Origin of the sequence: Protofrankia sp. CiP3, assembly GCF_917627345.1 — a bacterium.
Lineage (GTDB): Bacteria > Actinomycetota > Actinomycetes > Frankiales > Frankiaceae > Protofrankia.
On the sequence record NZ_CAKJTM010000096.1, the window covers coordinates 1 to 17,033 of the forward strand.

15 protein-coding genes are annotated in these 17,033 nt (G+C 69.1%); 10 read left to right on the forward strand and 5 right to left on the reverse strand.

Features of this window, described 5'->3' with window-relative positions:
- Positions 1-426 precede the first annotated feature (426 nt).
- Both MJ797_RS21835 and MJ797_RS21840 read right to left on the reverse strand, forming a co-directional pair.
- Positions 427-1,704, reverse strand: a complete 1,278-nt coding sequence (locus tag MJ797_RS21835; protein WP_239340367.1) for a M20 family metallopeptidase — start codon at positions 1,702-1,704, stop codon at positions 427-429.
- The gene (locus MJ797_RS21840) at positions 1,705-2,505 is read right to left on the reverse strand and encodes a response regulator transcription factor (RefSeq protein WP_239340388.1); all 801 of its coding nucleotides are present in this window, start codon (positions 2,503-2,505) and stop codon (positions 1,705-1,707) included.
- A gap of 670 nt (positions 2,506-3,175) precedes the next feature.
- Here MJ797_RS21840 and MJ797_RS21845 point away from each other — a divergent pair.
- From MJ797_RS21845 to MJ797_RS21880, 8 genes are all read left to right on the forward strand, one after another.
- Positions 3,176-3,844 (forward strand): GNAT family N-acyltransferase, encoded by a 669-nt coding sequence (locus tag MJ797_RS21845; RefSeq protein ID WP_239340404.1) that lies wholly within the window; start codon positions 3,176-3,178, stop codon positions 3,842-3,844.
- A 95-nt stretch (positions 3,845-3,939) separates the two neighbouring features.
- The gene (locus MJ797_RS21850) at positions 3,940-5,607 is read left to right on the forward strand and encodes a tryptophan 7-halogenase (protein WP_239340407.1); all 1,668 of its coding nucleotides are present in this window, start codon (positions 3,940-3,942) and stop codon (positions 5,605-5,607) included.
- Positions 5,594-6,184, forward strand: coding sequence for a carboxymuconolactone decarboxylase family protein (locus tag MJ797_RS21855; RefSeq protein WP_239340420.1), 591 nt, complete (start codon positions 5,594-5,596; stop codon positions 6,182-6,184). The genes MJ797_RS21850 and MJ797_RS21855 overlap by 14 nt, the downstream gene beginning before the upstream one ends.
- On the forward strand, positions 6,181-6,867 hold the full coding sequence (locus MJ797_RS21860) for a hypothetical protein (protein ID WP_239340423.1): 687 nt from the start codon (positions 6,181-6,183) through the stop codon (positions 6,865-6,867). Before MJ797_RS21855 ends, MJ797_RS21860 begins: the two co-directional genes overlap by 4 nt.
- A 1-nt stretch (position 6,868) precedes the next feature.
- Positions 6,869-7,573 (forward strand): iron-containing redox enzyme family protein, encoded by a 705-nt coding sequence (locus tag MJ797_RS21865; RefSeq protein ID WP_239340426.1) that lies wholly within the window; start codon positions 6,869-6,871, stop codon positions 7,571-7,573.
- Between the two features lie 36 nt (positions 7,574-7,609).
- Positions 7,610-9,265 carry an AMP-binding protein gene (locus tag MJ797_RS21870; protein ID WP_239340428.1) on the forward strand — a complete coding sequence of 552 codons (1,656 nt, stop codon included), beginning with the start codon at positions 7,610-7,612 and terminating at the stop codon, positions 9,263-9,265.
- A 63-nt stretch (positions 9,266-9,328) separates the two neighbouring features.
- Positions 9,329-10,165: an alpha/beta fold hydrolase gene (locus MJ797_RS21875; RefSeq protein WP_239340439.1), complete on the forward strand. Its 837-nt coding sequence runs from the start codon at positions 9,329-9,331 to the stop codon at positions 10,163-10,165.
- Positions 10,162-11,124, forward strand: coding sequence for an alpha/beta fold hydrolase (locus MJ797_RS21880; protein ID WP_239340442.1), 963 nt, complete (start codon positions 10,162-10,164; stop codon positions 11,122-11,124). The genes MJ797_RS21875 and MJ797_RS21880 overlap by 4 nt, the downstream gene beginning before the upstream one ends.
- Before the next feature lie 117 nt (positions 11,125-11,241).
- Here MJ797_RS21880 and MJ797_RS21885 read toward each other — a convergent pair whose 3' ends face one another.
- Complete coding sequence (locus tag MJ797_RS21885; RefSeq protein ID WP_239340446.1) at positions 11,242-12,174, reverse strand: LysR family transcriptional regulator; 933 nt, start codon at positions 12,172-12,174, stop codon at positions 11,242-11,244.
- Positions 12,175-12,294: 120 nt separating this feature from the next.
- On the opposite strand from MJ797_RS21885, the gene MJ797_RS21890 reads away from it, so the two are divergent.
- Both MJ797_RS21890 and MJ797_RS21895 read left to right on the forward strand, forming a co-directional pair.
- The gene (locus MJ797_RS21890; protein ID WP_239340449.1) at positions 12,295-13,302 is read left to right on the forward strand and encodes a DMT family transporter; all 1,008 of its coding nucleotides are present in this window, start codon (positions 12,295-12,297) and stop codon (positions 13,300-13,302) included.
- A gap of 529 nt (positions 13,303-13,831) precedes the next feature.
- A complete protein-coding gene (locus MJ797_RS21895) occupies positions 13,832-15,394 on the forward strand; it encodes a peptide ligase PGM1-related protein (RefSeq protein WP_239340451.1) in 1,563 nt (520 codons plus the stop codon).
- A 352-nt stretch (positions 15,395-15,746) separates the two neighbouring features.
- On the opposite strand, the gene MJ797_RS21900 is transcribed toward MJ797_RS21895, so the two are convergent.
- Entirely contained in the window at positions 15,747-16,466 is a 720-nt protein-coding gene (locus MJ797_RS21900; protein WP_239340453.1) for a transposase, read from the reverse strand.
- A gap of 318 nt (positions 16,467-16,784) precedes the next feature.
- A partial coding sequence (locus MJ797_RS21905) for a hypothetical protein (protein WP_239340455.1) occupies positions 16,785-17,033 on the reverse strand: 249 nt, incomplete at its 5' end.

Below are 17,033 nucleotides of genomic sequence, written 5' to 3' on the forward strand. Positions count from 1 at the left end.
TCAGGGTCTGCACGTGCTGGTCGGCGAGTTCGTGGGCGATCGCGGTGGGTACCACCCCTGGGTTGCACACAGCATCCGTCGGTCGGACTGGCGGCGACGGTCGGCCTTTCGTGCGGCAGTGACGACGGATGGAACCGGTGCGTGGATGTCAGCCAAGGGTCAGCGGGAGGAGCTCGAAGGCGCGGAAGGTACGCCAGGCGGAACAACGAAAAGCGATCGCCGCGGGCGTCGACACCTTCCTGCGCGTCTTCGCGCCGAGGCCGTGAGACGGTGCCGCTCGATGTCTGTGAACTGTACCCCGATCGGGCCGCTGCCTCGGGGGGGGATCCTCAGCACACGCCTGCGGGCGCGACGCGAGAGACAGACCGACAGGCGCCGCGACGTCCTCCGTCGCCGCCGGTTGAAGGAACGGAATCCCCGGGGTGGTCAGGACGAGGCGGCCGGAGCGTCGGTAGAACCGCGGGAGGACGTAGGGGTGCGGAGGCGTGCGATGGAGGTGGATGGGCGCAGGAACGCGGCGGCGACCGCCGCGTGCAGGGCGACTCCGGTGGCCAGCGCGTCCTCGTCGATCCGCATATCGGCCGCGTGGCAGGCCGGCGCGGTCGCTGGGTCGGGGAGATCAGTCGGGCAGGCGCCCAGGACGGCGAGCGTTCCCGGCACCCGCTCAAGCAGGCAGCCGAAGTCCTCGCCGGCCATCACCGGGGTCGGCAGCAGCACCGCCCGGCCAGGGCCGGCAACGGCCCGGGCCGCGTCCTGGACCAGACCGGTGAACCCAGGATCATTGACCACCGGCGGGTGCCGGCAGGTCCGACGAATCTCGACGGTCACGTCGTGGGCCTGGGCGACACCGCGGCAGACTCGCTCGAGCACCGCCCACGCTGCTGATCGCGTGTCCTCGTCGACCGCGCGGAGCGTCCCGCTGATCACGGCCTCGTCCGGGATCACGTTGCCGACCGTACCGGCACCGATCCGGCCGACCGTGACCACGACCGGCGTAAACGGCGGAGCCGCCCGCGGGATGGCCCCCAGAAGGGTGGTGACCAGGTCTGCGACCGCCGGCATCGGATCGCGGGCCAGGTGCCGCGACGCGGCATGCCCGCCCGCACCCCGCAGCGTCACCTCGAAGATGTCCGCGGCGGCGAACATCGTGCCCGGCCGGGTCGCGACAACACCGCTCGGCAGGCTGGGCGTGACGTGCAGCGCGAACGCGGCGTCGGCCGGGCTGGCACGGTCGAGCAGCCCCTCGTCGATCATCCTGGCCGCCCCGCCGTGCCCCTCCTCCCCCGGCTGAAACACGAACCGGACGGAACCGGCCAGGTCGGCTGCCCGGGCAGCAATCATGCGGGCCGCCCCGACCAGCATCGCAACGTGAGCATCGTGGCCGCAGGCGTGCGCGACCCCAGGTACCTGACTGGCGAAACCAAGACCGGACCGCTCGGTGATCGGCAGGGCGTCGGTGTCGGCCCGCAGCAGCAGGACCGGGCCGGGCCGACCGCCGGACACGGTCGCGACGACCGACGAGCAGCCCGTTCCGGTGACCAGGTCGGATATTCCCACATCGTGCAGCGCAGAGACGATCTGCCGCTGCGTGATCGGATTGTCAAGCCCCAGTTCCGGGTGGCTGTGCAGGCGGCGGCGCAGTGCTACGACCGCCGCCAGGTCGTGCTTCCCCGGCCGCTCGGCGTCAAGTGCGGGCATGGACATCTACAACGACCTTTCTCGACCGGCCTGCTCACTCTGGCCCGATGGCGGCCGGCTGCCATTCGCGGCCTCGCGGCCTCGAGCTGCGCTCGGACGGCGCAGGACAATCCGACTCGTTTCGTTGGTGGGCGTAGGCGGGCCGCCGTCGGCCCGCACGACCGGTGGCGGGTCCCGGCGCCGGTTTCCGACAACCGCCGCGTGCTGGCGATCCCGTAGCTCGAGCTTTCTCAGGACCGCGCTCACGTGCTTCTTGACCGTCGACGCCGCCACTGACAACTCGACGGCGATCTCAGCGTTGCTCAACCCTTCCGCCAGAAGTTCGAAAACGACTCGCTCGCGGGGGGTGAGCATATGGGCGGCGTCCGTCTCGGTGACCGCCGTCGCGGGCCCGGCAGCGAGCACATCGTCGACCGCTGACGGCTCCAGAACCAGCCCACCGGCGGCCAGCCCGAGCACCGCCAGCCGCAGCAGGTGAACGGTCACCGACCGGGTGAGATATCCACGGGCCCCCGCTCGCAAGGCTTTTTCCGGGCCCGGATCGCCGGCCGTCTCGGCCAGCACGAGAGTGGCCAGCTCGCTCCCGAAGGTTGCACCCAACTGGGCCGCGATGCACAAACTGTCGGTGACCGGCGGCTGATGATGCACTACTGCCACGGCGCATCCCGCGTTGGCCACGGTTAATTCGACCTCGGACACGCCGGACGCAGCAGCGACAGCTGCAATCTCAGCGTCGTGATCAAGAAGGGACCGTAGGCCCTCACCGAAGAGTGGATCTTGGGAGATAACGACGACGACGATTCCCACACTCGTGTCTCCCGATCTCCCGAATCTTTACCACGACGCCATCTCCCCCACTGGACGGCGTCCGGTCGATGTTTCGGACAGTCCGCACGTAACGGAACGTAGCGTCGACTGGCACCCAAGAATCGATCCTAGACCACCCACCCGCTCCGCGATGGACAAAAAGCGACAAACGTGTGAGCAAACGGGAGCGAGGCCCGGCATGACCATCCGGACCAGTGCTTCCCCGGCTCCGCGCGCGGGCGGGCGAAGAGTTATGCCCCCGTCCGGCGGAAGCGGTCCAACAGCCAGCCGAACACCATCTGGAGCATCCTGGGGCCGGCGGATGGGTGGCCGACAGAGGAAGCAACAAACCCGGACGGTGTACCCGGGGAGAATATCCGGGTGCCCGGTCGGACTCGGTTCGCGTCCGTCGCTCGGGGAGCCACCCGGAAACAAGAGTGGCCTGGCGAGGGTGGTCATGTCGGCAAGCGGTTCCTAGCATTCCCTTCGGCAGCTGTTCGAGTACCCGGCCAGCAGCCATCCCGACGCGTGGACGTTGCTTGGTCACGCGCCTGACCAGGAGGGGACGATCGCGCACACAGCGAGCGTCCCAGCTCGCCAGAAATCCCGGCGATCCCTGCCCCACATCGCATCGGAAGTCCAGTGAGACCGAGGGAAACAGGCTGATCCTATGGTGTGGAAGTTTGTCGAAGAACCGCGTCCCACAACCCTGGGAAGGCAGGTCTTCCGAGCCCGGACAGATGCCGACTTCGAACAGGTGGCGACGCTCTGGGAAGCGGTTTACGGCAAGGAGTTCGGCTGGCTGCCAAGTGACGCCGGCGGAAGTTACCAGGATCGTTACGACGCCGCATCCACATATCTCCTGGCCAGCGTCGACGGCGTCGCGACCGGAACAATGCGACTGGTCGCGGATTCACCCGAAGGCCTTCCGGTCGAGCAGTTTGTCTCTATCGCCGACCTACGCGGCGAGAAGAGACTCATCGAATGTCAGCGGTTGATGATATTGCCTGAGTACCGCACCCGGAGGTGGGACGAGCTGCCGTACGGGGTGCTCGGCGGACTGGTCAAGGGCTGCCTGCACTGGTGCCTGGCCAACGGTTTCAACCACATCCTGGCCGACCTCTTCACCCAGACGGCCACCACGCCGATCAGACCGCTGATGGCGCTCGGTTTCGAGGAGACCGGAAAGGAGTTCATCGACACCGAACTCGACGAGGACGGCACCAGCGTCGCCCTCCTGCTCCGCGTCGGCGAGCTGTTCTCCCGGACGTTCCGCACCAGCAATCCATTCTACCGCTATCTCATGACCTACGACGAGGCGATCGACGTCTACGTCTGACCGACCGAGCGCCGCGCAGCCAGCAGTAAAACCAACGCCCACGCCGGCACCGGACCAATCCGGACCGTTGGCGCGGACCGGAGACGGGAGTGTCCATGGCGGACGCCACTGACCAGTACGACGTGATTGTCATCGGTGGGGGCCCAGGCGGCTCCATGGCGAGCACGCTGCTGCGAGACAGCGGAAAGTCGGTCGTCCTCCTTGAGGCGGCCAAGTTTCCACGCTACCACATCGGCGAATCGTTGCTGTCGGGCACGGCCGACCTGCTCAAGAAGATCGGCGTCCTCGACCGGCTCGAGAACGACGGCTACATCAAGAAGTTCGGCGTCGAATGGGTCTGGGGTGAGCGGCGTGAGCCCTGGCGGGTCTACTTCAAGGACGCCCTGGCGATGCCATACGATTACGGCTACCAGGTCGAGCGGGGCCCGTTCGACAAGATGCTGCTCGACAACTCACGGGAACACGGCGTCGATGTCCGCGAGGAACACCGGGTCACCGACTTCGCCCTCAATCCAGGCGATCTGAACACGGTCGACTTCCGAACCGCGACGGGGGAGACCGGCCAGATCAGTGGACGCTGGATCATCGATGCATCGGGCCAGGGAGGTCTGGTCACCAAGCGTCTGCACACCCAGGAATGGGACCCGTATCTCAAGAACATGGCGATCTGGAGTTACTGGAGGGGGGCCAGGCGGCCCGAAGGAATCGACGCCGGAAACACCTTCCTGCCGACATTCTCCGACGGCTGGTGGTGGTTCATCCCGCTGCGGGACGACATCACCAGCATCGGTGCGGTCGTCGACCGCGAGATCTACCAGAAGCACCGGGAGGCGGGGCTGGAAGCGTATTACCGTGACGCGATCGCGCGCAGCCCCGAGATCGCCGAGCGGCTGGCCGGTGCCGAGCAGATCGAGGGCATCCACATCCAGCGCGACTGGTCGTACATGTACGACACCTTCGCCGGCGACGGCTACCTCGCCATCGGCGATGCTGCCTGCTTCATCGACCCCCTCTTCTCGACCGGCGTCCACCTGGCGATGCTGAGCGGCTACCTCGGCGCCGTCACCGTGAACACCGTCCTGGACAAGCCGGAACTCGGCCTCAGCCCGTTGCTCGGCTTCTACGAGAACGCCTACCGCAAGGAGTTCGCGCGGCTGCGGGCTCAGGTCTACTTCCTGTACGGCGGCCACGCGGGCAGCAAGGACTCCTACTTCTGGCATGCCCGCAGCCAGTTCGATGTGCCCGGCATCGAGCCCGAGAAGGCGTTCATCTCGCTCATCGCCGGCGCATTCGCCCACCGCTCCTGGTACAGCCGGTACCTCGAGCGCCTCGAGGTACCGGACGATCTGCGCAGCACGATCGAGGGCATCTTCGAGGGCAAGTCGGCCGGTACGGGCGTTGACCTGACCCGGCCGCTGACCGCCGCCACCACCTACGGCCAGGTCGACGACTTCGCCGTCGACGGCGCCTACCTGCGCCCGTCGGGGTCGCTCGTCTCGGTCGACGGCGCCGTGCTGGCCAAGACGCCGGCGCTCTCCACGGTGCTCGCGGCCGCCGACGGTGGGACGAACGGCTCGGAACTCGCCGACCTGCTGGTCGAGCGGGGTGTCGCCGGGCCGGAGCAGGCCGCCGTCGTCGTTCACGAGGCGATCAGCTACGGCTTCCTGACCCCGGCGGAGCTTCCGACCGATCTGCAGGCCGAGGTTCCGGCGGAGGTTCCGGTTGGAATCGCCTCCGAGGAGGTGCCCGATGGCCTTTGTTAAGCTGCTGACCGAGGCCGATGCCCCGCCGGAGGTCGAGCCGATTTTCGGCGCAGTCGCCGAGCAGTACGGCTTCGTGCCGAACATCCTGCGGGCGCTGGGCCTCTGCCCCGACCTGCTGGCGGCCTTCGTGCCCTTCTGGGCGCAGGTCTACAGTTCGCCGACCATCGGCCCGCGGCTGCGGGCGCTGGCCGCGCTCGGCACCGCCAAGGCCCAGGACTGCACCTACTGCGTCGCCCACATGACCGCGTCCGCGCGGCGCGCAGGCGTGGCCGAGCAGGAGATCTGCGCGATCGGCAACCCGGTCGACGAGAAGGCGGTGTTCGACCCGCGCGAGGCACTGATCCTCGAACTGGCCGACACCCTCACGCGAGACGCCGACGGGACCACCGACCAGATGCGGGCCCGGCTGCGCGAACACTTCACCGACAGCGAGATCGTGAACATCGTGGTCGCGATCGGCACGTACAACTTCACCAGCCGTGTCCTCAAGTCCCTGTCGATCGAGGTCGAGGACGTGTTCACGGCGAAGCCAGAGGCCGACTCCGCGCCTTCGCAGCCTGCCGGGAGGGCATCGTGACGACCACCCCGATGGAAAAGATCATCGACGCCTACGGCTCGGATGCGTGGGACCTGATTCTCACCGTCTACGTCAATTTCTACTATTCCGAACTCGAGATCATCGATCTGTGCACCCGTTGGATTCCCAAACGCCAGATCCTGCGCGAGAAGTCCTTCCTGCTCCACCACGCCTCGGACGAGATCGTGCACGCCGGCCTGTTCAAGGAGGGCGTCGAGCGGCTCGGCCTGAAGTGGGACGGATTCGACCACGAACGCTACCGAATCGACGACATCGACGATCGGTTCAAGAAACTGCACTCCAGTGACGACGAGCTTGAAGTGCTCATCGGGCTGAATCTTTACGCCGAGGGTGTGCTGGCCATGGAAGAACTGTACCAACTCGGCCGGAGCAAGCCGGACTACTTCTACCAGTTTGCCCGCATCGAGCGCGAGGAGCGCCGGCACGTCGCATTCGGAATCACCGTGGCCAAGCGTTTGCTGGCCGAGAGCGAGGAAAATAGGAAGCGCGGCATCGAATACTGCAGGTGGTACCAGAACCATCTCGAAGGCTACCTCGGCGGGGAGCTTGCGAAGTCTATCGAGTGGGGAATTCAGGCGGGTTTCGTCGAGCCCGACTACATACCCCGGACCCGCGCACGGTTCCACGACACCATGTCCCAGCTCGGACTCTTGGAGGCATGAGATGGCCGTTGGTCAGCCCTCAGGCGGCCGGTACGAGGAGGCACTGGCCGAAACCGCGCCGATCCTCCAGAAGTTCGTGCTCGAGCATCCGTTCATCGACCGGATCCTGAACGGCGATCTGACGAAGCCTGTCTACGCCGGATACCTTCGCGAGACCTATCATCTGGTCGGGCAGACCCCGCATTTCCTGGCGAGCGCGGCCGCCCGGACCGAACCGGAATGGCTACAGGACTGGTTCCTCGACCTGGCGGTCGACGAACGTCACCACGACCGGCTGTGCGTGCACGACATCCGAAAGCTGGATCTGGACGCGCCGAGTTATCTGGGCGGGCTGCCGGGCCTGGGGACATGGACGATGATCAGCCAGAACCATTACCTGGCGTCGTCCGGTCAGGAGAACGGTATCCTCGGCTTCGCTGCCGCCACCGAGGGGCTGGGCGCCTCGCTCGGCCCGAAGGTGGCCCAAGCACTGGGCCAATACCCGTTCTGCCAGCATGCCGTGTCGTTCCTCAGGGTGCATTCGGCCGAGGATCAGGACCACATCGCCCGGGTCCGCAAGGCGTTCGACCGACTGGCCGAGGTGCCCGAGAACTATCAGCTGATGGTCACGACCTGGAAATACACGCTGCTGGCGTACGGCCAGCTCTTCACTGACGCGCTCGGCTACGGCGAGCGGGGCCCGGCCGAGATTCCGCCGGGCGGCTGACCCGTGGCCGCGTCGAACACCACGAGCATGACCAGCATGAGTGGGCCGCCGAACCGGCCGACGGCCGACGCCGCGCGGGTGACTGCCCCCGCCTGCCGGCTCCCTGCGATCGTCGACGCGATGCCGGCCAGGACGACCAGCACGATCTTCTGTCGACGGAGCGGCAAGCTGGTCGGGGTCTCCTACCCCGACTGCCACCGCGACGCCACGGTCCTCGCCGCCGCGCTTCAGGCCCGGGGAGTGCGCCCGGGCAACCGTGTGGCCATCCACGGAGCGTCGTCCTACGAGTGGCTGTTGGCCGATCTGGCCTGCCTCATCACGGGAGCGATCTCGGTCGCGCTGTACCCGAGCGCGCCACCCGGGCGGGTGCTCGGGACGGTGCGGGACAGCCGCTGCCGGCTCGTCTTCACCGACCAGGCCGCCAGCGCGGCAGCATTCACTGACGCCGGGCTCGACGTCCTGCTACTGGCCGAGGCGAGCGCGGCTGCCGGCGTCCCGGCCGTGGGCGACCTGCTGGCCAAGTCGACCAAGGTGACCGGGTCAACCACCGCCGATCTCACGGCGGTGCGGCGCGGGGCAGAGCCGTTCACGATCGTCTCGACGAGCGGGACGCTGTCGGAACCGAAGCTGTTCGCGGTGCACTCCGAACCGCTGCTGTTCACCATGGACCGCTTCGCCGAGATCTACGGGTTCGACGGACGCGACCGGCTGCTGCTCTACCTGCCGCTTTCACACCTGCCCCAGCGGATGATGCTGTACTGGGGCCTCGACGCCGGCCTCGACTTCATCCTGTCCGAGCCGGCGCACTTCGCCGCCGACGGCGCCGTGCTGAATCCGACCCTGCACGTCGCGGTGCCGCGTTCGCTGAGCCACCTGGCCTGGCGGGTCGGCGAGACGCTGCGGCGCGATCCGACCGGGACACTGACCCGGGAGGCCGCCTGCCGGGCGGCGTTCGGCGACGCGATCAAGATGGTGTTCGTCGGTAGCGCGCCGAGTGAACCGGCCGTGCTGGATGCACTCGAAGTCGGCGGGGTACCGGTCTGCGAGGTCTACGGGACAACCGAACTCGGCATGATCGGACTGAACACCCCCGAGGCGACCCGGCACGGCACGGTTGGCCGACCCATCCCCTGGGGGGACGTCCGGCTTGACCCGCAGACCAGCGAGATCCTCGTCTACACCCCCGCCCCGTTCCTGTACGGGCGGCTGGTGGACGGCGAGATCGAAGTGGTGGCGCACGACCGGCAGGCCTGGCACGGAACGGGCGACGTCGGCGAGTTCGACGAGGACGGGTTCCTGTCCGTGCTCGGGCGCCTGCGAGACTTCCTCGCGCTGCCAAGTGGCGAGAAGGTCTTCGTCCGGCCCATCGAGGAGGCCGCCGTCCGGGCCACCGGGGCCGAGGTCGCGGTGGTCACCCAGTACGAACCGGGCCGGCTCGGCGCCCTGCTGTTCTTCGACCCGACCAGGTCCGATTTCGGGACGGACGAGATGGCGCGCAAGCACTGCCGGACCAAGCTCGACGAGATGAACGCGGTGCTGCACCCGTGGGAGCGGGTCCGGTCGTTCGCGGTCGTCGAGGCGCTGCCGTCCATCGAGGAAGGCACCGTCACCGAGACGACGAAACTGCGGCGCCACAAGATCGACGAGATCCACGGCCGCTCGGCGACCTGGCACCGTGTCCATTCCGGCTGACCCCGGCTCCGGCTGACCCGACCCACCGGCGCTGGCCCCGGCCCGCTGGCAAGGAGAGACCTGATGACCTCGAACACGGCCGAAACGCGGAGCACCGACCTGGTCGCGGAGTCCGACCGCCCGCGGGTCGTCGACCTGCCTGGCGGCTCGATCAGCTACCGCCTCCGGGGCGAGGGTCCGCTGCTTGTCCTCGTCACGACGCTGTCCGGAACCTGGATGCGCCAGATCCCGACGCTGCGCAAGTACTTCACCGTCCTCACCTACGACATGCGGGGGTTCGGCGACTCAGTCTCGACCACCGGCTTCCCGACCAACGAGGAGCACGCCGACGACCTGGCACTGCTGCTCGACGCGCTCGGGTTCCCGGCGGGGACAGTCCTCGGGCTCTCCCATGGCGGGCTGGTCAGCCAGTGGTTCGCGGTCCGCCACCCCGACCGGCTGACCGGGCTGGCCCTGGTCGCCACGTTCGCCACCCCGAGCGACTCGACCGGGCAGTTCCTGACCATGCTCTACGGGTTCCTGGAGCGCGACGACATCGGGAACTTCTGGGAGGTGCTCAAGACCTTCCTGTTCTCAGCGGCCAACTGGACCGCGCTGACCCGGTGGGAGAGTGGCCTGCGCCGGGCAATGTTCGACCAGTACACGACAGCCAGCCTGCGCAGCATCTACGGCGGTGCACTCGCCCACACCAGCCCGGCCGGGCTCGAGCGGATCTCCTGCCCGACCCTGGTCGTCGGCGGGGAGAAGGACATGCTGTTCCCCCCGGAGCGGACGCGGGAACTGGCTGAGCGCATCCCGGCGGCGAAGATGGCGCTGCTGCCGGCGGCACACGTCCCGCCGGTGGAGATCCCGAAGATTTTCAACGACCTGGTGACCGACTTCTTCGGGGGCACCCGATGACCACGACCGGACCGGCCGCCGGTCCGACCACCCCCGCCGGTCCGGGAACTGCTGGGGACCAGCTGAACGGCGGCCTGCCCGAGGGCCGGCTCGTCCCGCTCCCAGACGCGGACCTCTACGTCTACGAGCTGGGGCGGACCGACGGGCCGCCGGTCGTCCTCCTGCACGGCTTCCTGACCGATTCCTATACCTGGCGCGACGTCGTCCCGGCGCTGGCCACCGACCACCGGGTGATCCTTGTCGACCTGCCGGGCAGCGGCCGCTCGCCCGACCCGCGCGGGAAGGGATGGACGGCCGACCGGTGCGTGGACCTCCTGGCGAGTCTGTTCGACGTGCTCAGCCTGGCCGCGCCGACCCTGGTCGGCAGTCAGATGGGCGGCTCGCTGGGGGCCTGGTTCGCCGCCGCCCGGCCGGCCAGGGTCGGCCGGCTGGTGGTGATGGCGGCGGGGGTGCTGGGCGAGACGAGTGCCAATCTCACCCTCTACAAGGTGCTCGCCAACCCGCTGATCGGCGGCTGGGCGTCCCGGTACTTCCCGCGCGGCGGCTTCGAGGAGAAGTGGCAGGCCGCCCATGGGCCCGGCCATCGCGTCGATCCGGCCGCCACCGACCGCTATTTCGCCCAGATCCGGGCCCGGGGACGCACGATGGCCCGGGTCGGGTTGGACATCCGGCGCAGTTTCGGCAAGTCGTTCGACGCGCTGACCGAGCCGCTGCGCGGGCTGGCCGTCCCGACCCTGCTGCTCTTCGGGGACAGGGACCCGCTGGTCCCGGTGTCGACGGGTCAGCGGTTCGCCGATCTCATCCCCGGCGCGACGCTGCTGGTCCTGCCCTTGTGCGGAGACTTTCCGCAGGAGGAGCGGCCGGTGGAGGTCGCCGCGGCGATCCGCGCCTTCCTCGGGACGGACCCGGCGACCGACGTAGCTGGTGCCGCGACGGGCGACGTGGACGAGGCAGGCTGAGCGGAGGGCTCGGCGCCGACCCCGGTCGCCCGCGGACCCCTCAGGTCAGGCGTGGCGGCCATCTCGCCGATCACGGCCCGGTAGGACTCAAATTACTCGTAAGTACGGACACTCGAGCTAGCTAGTGCTCCGTGGGGCCGGCACCAGACGGTCCGGGCCGGCGGGACCCACCGGAACCTCCGCGCCGGCCCGGGTCTCCCCGCGGGTCGCCGCGATCAGGGCCGACGCGGCCGGGCGCCAGCCGCGGTCGTCCCGTCCGGTCAGCACCATGCTGCGGGTGATCCGGTCCCGCAGCGGTACCAGTACCAGCGACGGGTCGAGCATCGCCTGGGCGATTCCGGGCACGATCGACACTCCAACCCCGGACCGCACCATGGCCAGCAGCGTCGCCATCTCCCGGGCCCGGTGCGCGGGCCGCAGCGGCACCTGGGCCCGCCGGTACAGCTTACGGATGTAACGCTCGCACCCGCCGATCGACAGCAGGAACGGGTCGCCGTCGAGGTCGGCCACGGCCAGCGCGGACTCCCCGGCCAGCGGATGGTCCCGGTGCAGCAGCGCGTGGAAGGCGTCCCGGGCCACCAGCACACCCGGACCGGGCGGCGGGTCGACGAGCACGGCTAGGTCTACCATGTCATCGGCGAGCCAGCCGGCCACCTCGTCGTCTCCACCCTCGAACAGCGCGATCTGGATCGAGGGGAACTCGGCCCGCCAGTGGGCCATTAGGGCCGGCAGCAGGCCCTGACACACGGTCGGCGGCGCGGCCAGCCGGACCGAGCCGGCTGGCCGGCCATGGTGCTGCTCGGCGCACGCGGCGATGGCACCGATGGCCGCCACCGCCATCCGGGCCGGGCCGAGAATCCGCTGGCCGAACGGGGTCAGTACCAGGGCCCCATCCCGACCGAGGACCGGGCTGCCGAGGGTGCGCTCGAGCGCGGCGACCGCGTGGGACACCGCCGCCTGGCTGATCCCGAGACTCTTCGCGGCGGCGCTGAACCCGCCGTCGTCGACGACCGCAACGAACGCGCGCAGCTGACTGGTAGTGACCGCCATGAGTCTCTCTCATAGATCAGGTGCCGTCGGTTGTTGGACACATCATGCGGGAGTCGAGAGCATCGTGTCAGGCTCGCGGAGCGCGGGCGGGTACGGCGGGAGGGCGGGAGGACGGTCGCGGTGACCGATCGGCGCACCCAGATCAGCTGGTTGCCGGGCTTCATCCTGCTGTCTGCGATCTGGGGGTCGAGCTTCGCCCTGATCAAGGTCGCGGTCGACGCGGATGTCCCGCCGCTGTGGGTGGCGCTGTGGCGCTGCCTTCTCGGCGCGCTCATCCTCGGCGTCCTGTTCGTCGCCACCGGGCAGCGGTTGCCCCGGTCGGCCGCCCTCTGGGGCCACGTCGCCCTGGTCGCGGCGCTGCTCAACTCGGTTCCGTTCGCGCTGCTGGCCTGGGGTGAGACGCAGGTGTCCTCCCTACTGGCGGGCATCTTCAACGCGACGACCCCGCTCACCACGCTGCTGTTCGTCCTCGCGCTCGTACCGGGTGAGCGTCCGGGGCCGCGGCGCCTGCTCGGCCTGGCCCTGGGCTTCGCCGGGGTACTGGTCGTGCTGGGCATCTGGCACGGGGTGCACAGCGGCACGCTCACCGGCAGCCTGGCCTGCATCGGCGCCACGACCTGCTACGGGGCCGGCTTCGCCTACACCCGGCGGTTCCTGTCCAGCCGCGACGAGTCGGCGATCGTGCTGTCGACGATGCAGATCGGCTGCGCTGCCGCCGAGCTGATCCTGGTCTGCCCGGCGGCGAGTGGCGCTCCGCACTGGCCGGGCGTCGGGGCAGGGCTGGCCCTGCTCGGGCTCGGCGCGGCCGGGACGGGCATCGCGTACGTGCTGAACTTCAGCGTCATTCGGGCTGCCGGCGCGACGGTCGCCTCGACCGTCACCTACGTGGTGCCAGTGTGGTCGACGGTCCTCGGGGCCGTTGCCCTCTCGGAACCGTTCGGGCCGGGTGCGCTGGTCGGCAGCGTGATGATCATTTGTGGGGCGGCCCTGACCCGGCCGCCCCGACCGCGGCCAGCGCCCGCGGTCGGCCAGCAGACGACCGCCGAGGGTTCCGGGCCGCCACCAGTCGGCCACCGGTCGGTCGGCCCGCGCGACACGCTCCGGCCGGAGGCGAGCCGGCGGTCGTGAGTCGCTCCACCGCCCGGTCTGCAGGCCCGATCCCGTCGATGGCGATCGCTGGCAAAGCTACCGGGCGCGACAGTCACGGGTGAGGCGGGCGCGTGCGGGCAATCAGCCGCCAGCCCAATCCACCGATGAACATCTGCGTCTGTGATCTACGGGCGGTCGGTTCGCCCTGAACGAATCAGTTGCTGATCGGCTCCGGCCGGTTCGGCGTGGCGGGTTCAGCGTGCGGGTCCGCCGGACTGGCCGGACTTTCATGTGGTCCGCGGTTGTCCTCGCATGGCGGGGTCGATGCCGGCCGCGTCCGGGATCAGCTCTGCCAGAGCGACCGGGTTCGAGCGTCGAATTGGAAACGAATCCTCAGCAGGCGTGCAACAATCGCATCTCATAGCTCCCCCGACCTGTTCCGGTGAACCCTGTCCCAGAGCGGAATCCCAGGCCAGAGGGCATCTGCGCGTTCAGGACGCGCACCGGAACACCGTATCCCGACGATGCTTCGAGGGTCCGTGACAGAGGCGACCAAAAGGACAATTTCATGGATAATTCTCCCATATTTGACCGGCTCCAGAACAGTCTCGGCGCGATTCTCGGTGCGGCCGACGCCGAGCAAACCGTGATAGTCGTTCCCAGCCTGACGCTGCATCCCGACGAACTCGCGAAGATCCCAGGAGTCATGCATTTCGAGGAACGCCTGCTGTTCATGCTCTCCACGCTCACCCAGCCAGCGACCCGGGTGATCTACGTAACCAGCGAGGCGCTTGACCCCGCCGTCGTCGAGTACGCCTTCGACCTCGTCCCGTCGTTGCCCAGACGGCACGCTCGCCAGCGGCTCACGCTGCTGGACTGCGCCGACCCAGGCCCGACGCCGCTGACGGAGAAGATCCTGGCCAGCCCGGACCAGTTGGACCGGCTGCGCCGCTCGGTCCCGGCCCGCGGCCGGGCCCACCTGGTCACCTACGTGAGCACGCCGCTCGAGCAGTCGCTGGCCGTCGCGCTGGGGATGCCACTGTACGCGTGCGATCCGGCACTGAGTGAGATCGGCGGGAAGAGCGGGTCGCGAACGCTGCTGCGCGACGCCGGTGTGCCGGTCCCGGCCGGGGTCGAGGGCGTCCGGACCGAGGCCGACCTCGTCGCCGCGCTGGCGACGGTGAAGGCGGCCGACCGAGCAACACGCAGCGCGATCGTCAAGCTGAATGACAGCTTCGCGGGCGGCGGGAACGCTGTCTTTTCGTTCGAGGGCGGGCCGAACCGTGACCTCGAACCCTGGATCCGGTCGGAACTCCCCCGGCGGCTAACGGTGGCCAGTCCCGCCGACACCTGGGAAACCTATGGCGAGAAGCTCCTGAAAATGGGGGGGATAGTCGAACGATTCATCGATTCAACCGGGACGGTTTCTCCGTCGGTGCAGCTCGAGATCACCCCCGGGACTGGAGCGCGGGTGGTGTCGACCCACGACCAGATTCTCGGTGGACCCAGCGGCCAGATGTTTCTCGGCTGCGTCTTCCCGGCCCACCCGGCAGCCCGTCGCCAGATCCAGGCGCTGGCCCTGCGGGCCGGCAAGGCGCTGGCCGACCGGGGCGTGCTCGGCCACCTGAGCATCGATTTCGTGGTCGAGCCCGCGACCGCCGGCGGAGCCTGCCACGCGCTGGAGATCAACCTCCGGATGGGTGGCGCGACCGCGCCCACCTTCCTGCTGCGCGGGCTGGTCCAAGGTGAGTTCGACGAGGCGACCGGCGAGTACCGGACGCCCGAGGGCGCGCCGCGCTGCTACCAGGCCAGCGACCGCGTCCAGAACTCGGCCTACCGCGGGCTGACCCCCGACGATGTCCTTGACACGGCGCTGCGGGCCGGCCTGCTCTACAGCAACGCACGCCGCACCGGCGTCGCGTTCTACATGCTGGGAGCATTGGCCGACGTGGGCAAGCTCGGCCTGGTCGCGATCGAAACCGACCCCGGACGCGCCGAGCTCCTCTACCACCGGACGATCGCCGCGCTGGACGGCCGCGCCGCCCCTGGGTCCCACCCGCCGGCCGGCCCACTGCGCACGACCTTGGACGACACCTGCGGCCAGCTAGGCCGCGACCACGCTGACGCCTGAAGGAAAGCTCCCGCACAGCCTGCTCGCGGAGCACTGGATCAACCCGCCGGTGGCGGATCCCACAATCTGGCCCTCAGCTACCGGAGCACCCGCCCATCACGGCGCGTGGCCCGGTCATCGCCCGCGCTGTCAGCGACCCACTCTGGCAGGACAGTTCGCTGGTTGAGGTGGCGGGGGCTCTCGCGCGGGCTGGGGAGCATGACCGAGCCGAGCAGATCGCCCGCACCATCCCTATCCGGACCGGCAGGCCCACGCGCTGGCCGACATAGCGGGCGCCCTGGCCAGGACGGGACACCCCACACTGGGCAACTCCATCTGATTTCCATAAAGATGCTGGCCAGCGGCATGAAATCTACGCAAGGCCGAGCGGGTCGTAGCCGGCGTCGAACAGCAACAGCGGCGCCGGGTCGGCGGGGGCCAGCGTGCCGGTGGCGGCTAGGTCGGCGAGCACGCCGCGGACTTGGGCCACGGTGAGGGCGGTGAGGTTGGCGCCGGGGGGTAGGCGGCGGGCGTCGAGTGGGCTCACCCACGAGGAGGCGCCCCAGCCGACGCCGACCATCATGCTGTAGTCGAAGCCGGGCAGGAACGCGTCGCCGCCCTTGCGGCGGAGGTGGACCATGGTCCGGCCGTCGGTGTGTGCGGCGTCGGGCCGGGCCAGCGGGGTGGTGTCGAGGCTGAACATCAGTGGTTCGCCGACGCGGGCGGGATCGATGTGGGCGGCCTGTAGCCGGCGCAGGGCGGCGGTGTCGATGCGGCCCCGGGCCAGGGCGGCGTAGGCAGCCCCGTGCCCGCGGCGGCACTCCGGTTCCACCGACAGCTCCGCCGGAGAGCGGACCGGCCCGGAGGCGCACAGCATCGCGTCGGCGAGGTCGAACAGGGTGTCCCCGCGCCGGGTGAAGCACCGGTGTACCTCGGCGCGGAACCGGACGAGCCGGGCCGGTGCCTCGGTATCGCCGGCCGTGGTGCCGCCGGGATCGAGGTCGTCGGGGCCGGCGGCGGTCATGGTGGCCCGGCTGCCGGTGGGGTCGGCCACCGTGGCCTCGACGTCGACGGAGTCGAAGAGGATACTCATGGTTGCGACCTTGGATCGATTGCGTTACCTCAACCGTACCAAGGTCGCCTTTTCATGGAGTTGTGGTCTCTCGCCGTGGCAACCGACCGGTTGATCGAAAACTGCGTTAAATCGCAAGCTTGAGGCCGGCGACGACAGTATGCAGGGCGGGTCGTCGTCCCGCACGGTTTTGATCCACGTGTCGAGGTCTTCGCTGCGGCGCCCGGTGGGTAGGGGTAAACGCGCCTACCTGGGCGGCCAGGACGGTCATCTGCGGACAGCTTGCGACCAGGTCGTCTCGGTGCCACCGCCGGTGATCGGGCAGGTTCTCGTGCCTGATCACCGGCCAGTCGACCCGGTGACGTGGGGACGGCGGGGTGCGTGCGGGGTCGGGGTGTCCCTGCTGGGAGGTGGCACACGAGCAGGGTGCTGCTTATCCGGATAGCCCTGCTCGCGGATCTCGGCCAGCAGGCGGGTGGCCGCCCTGGTCGGGTGAAACACACGGATCAGGTGGAGAGCTTCCGGTCCGTTGTCTCCGACAAGCCGGAACCCTTCAGCCCGACATGAGCGTCCCGGCGCGGCGCCGAG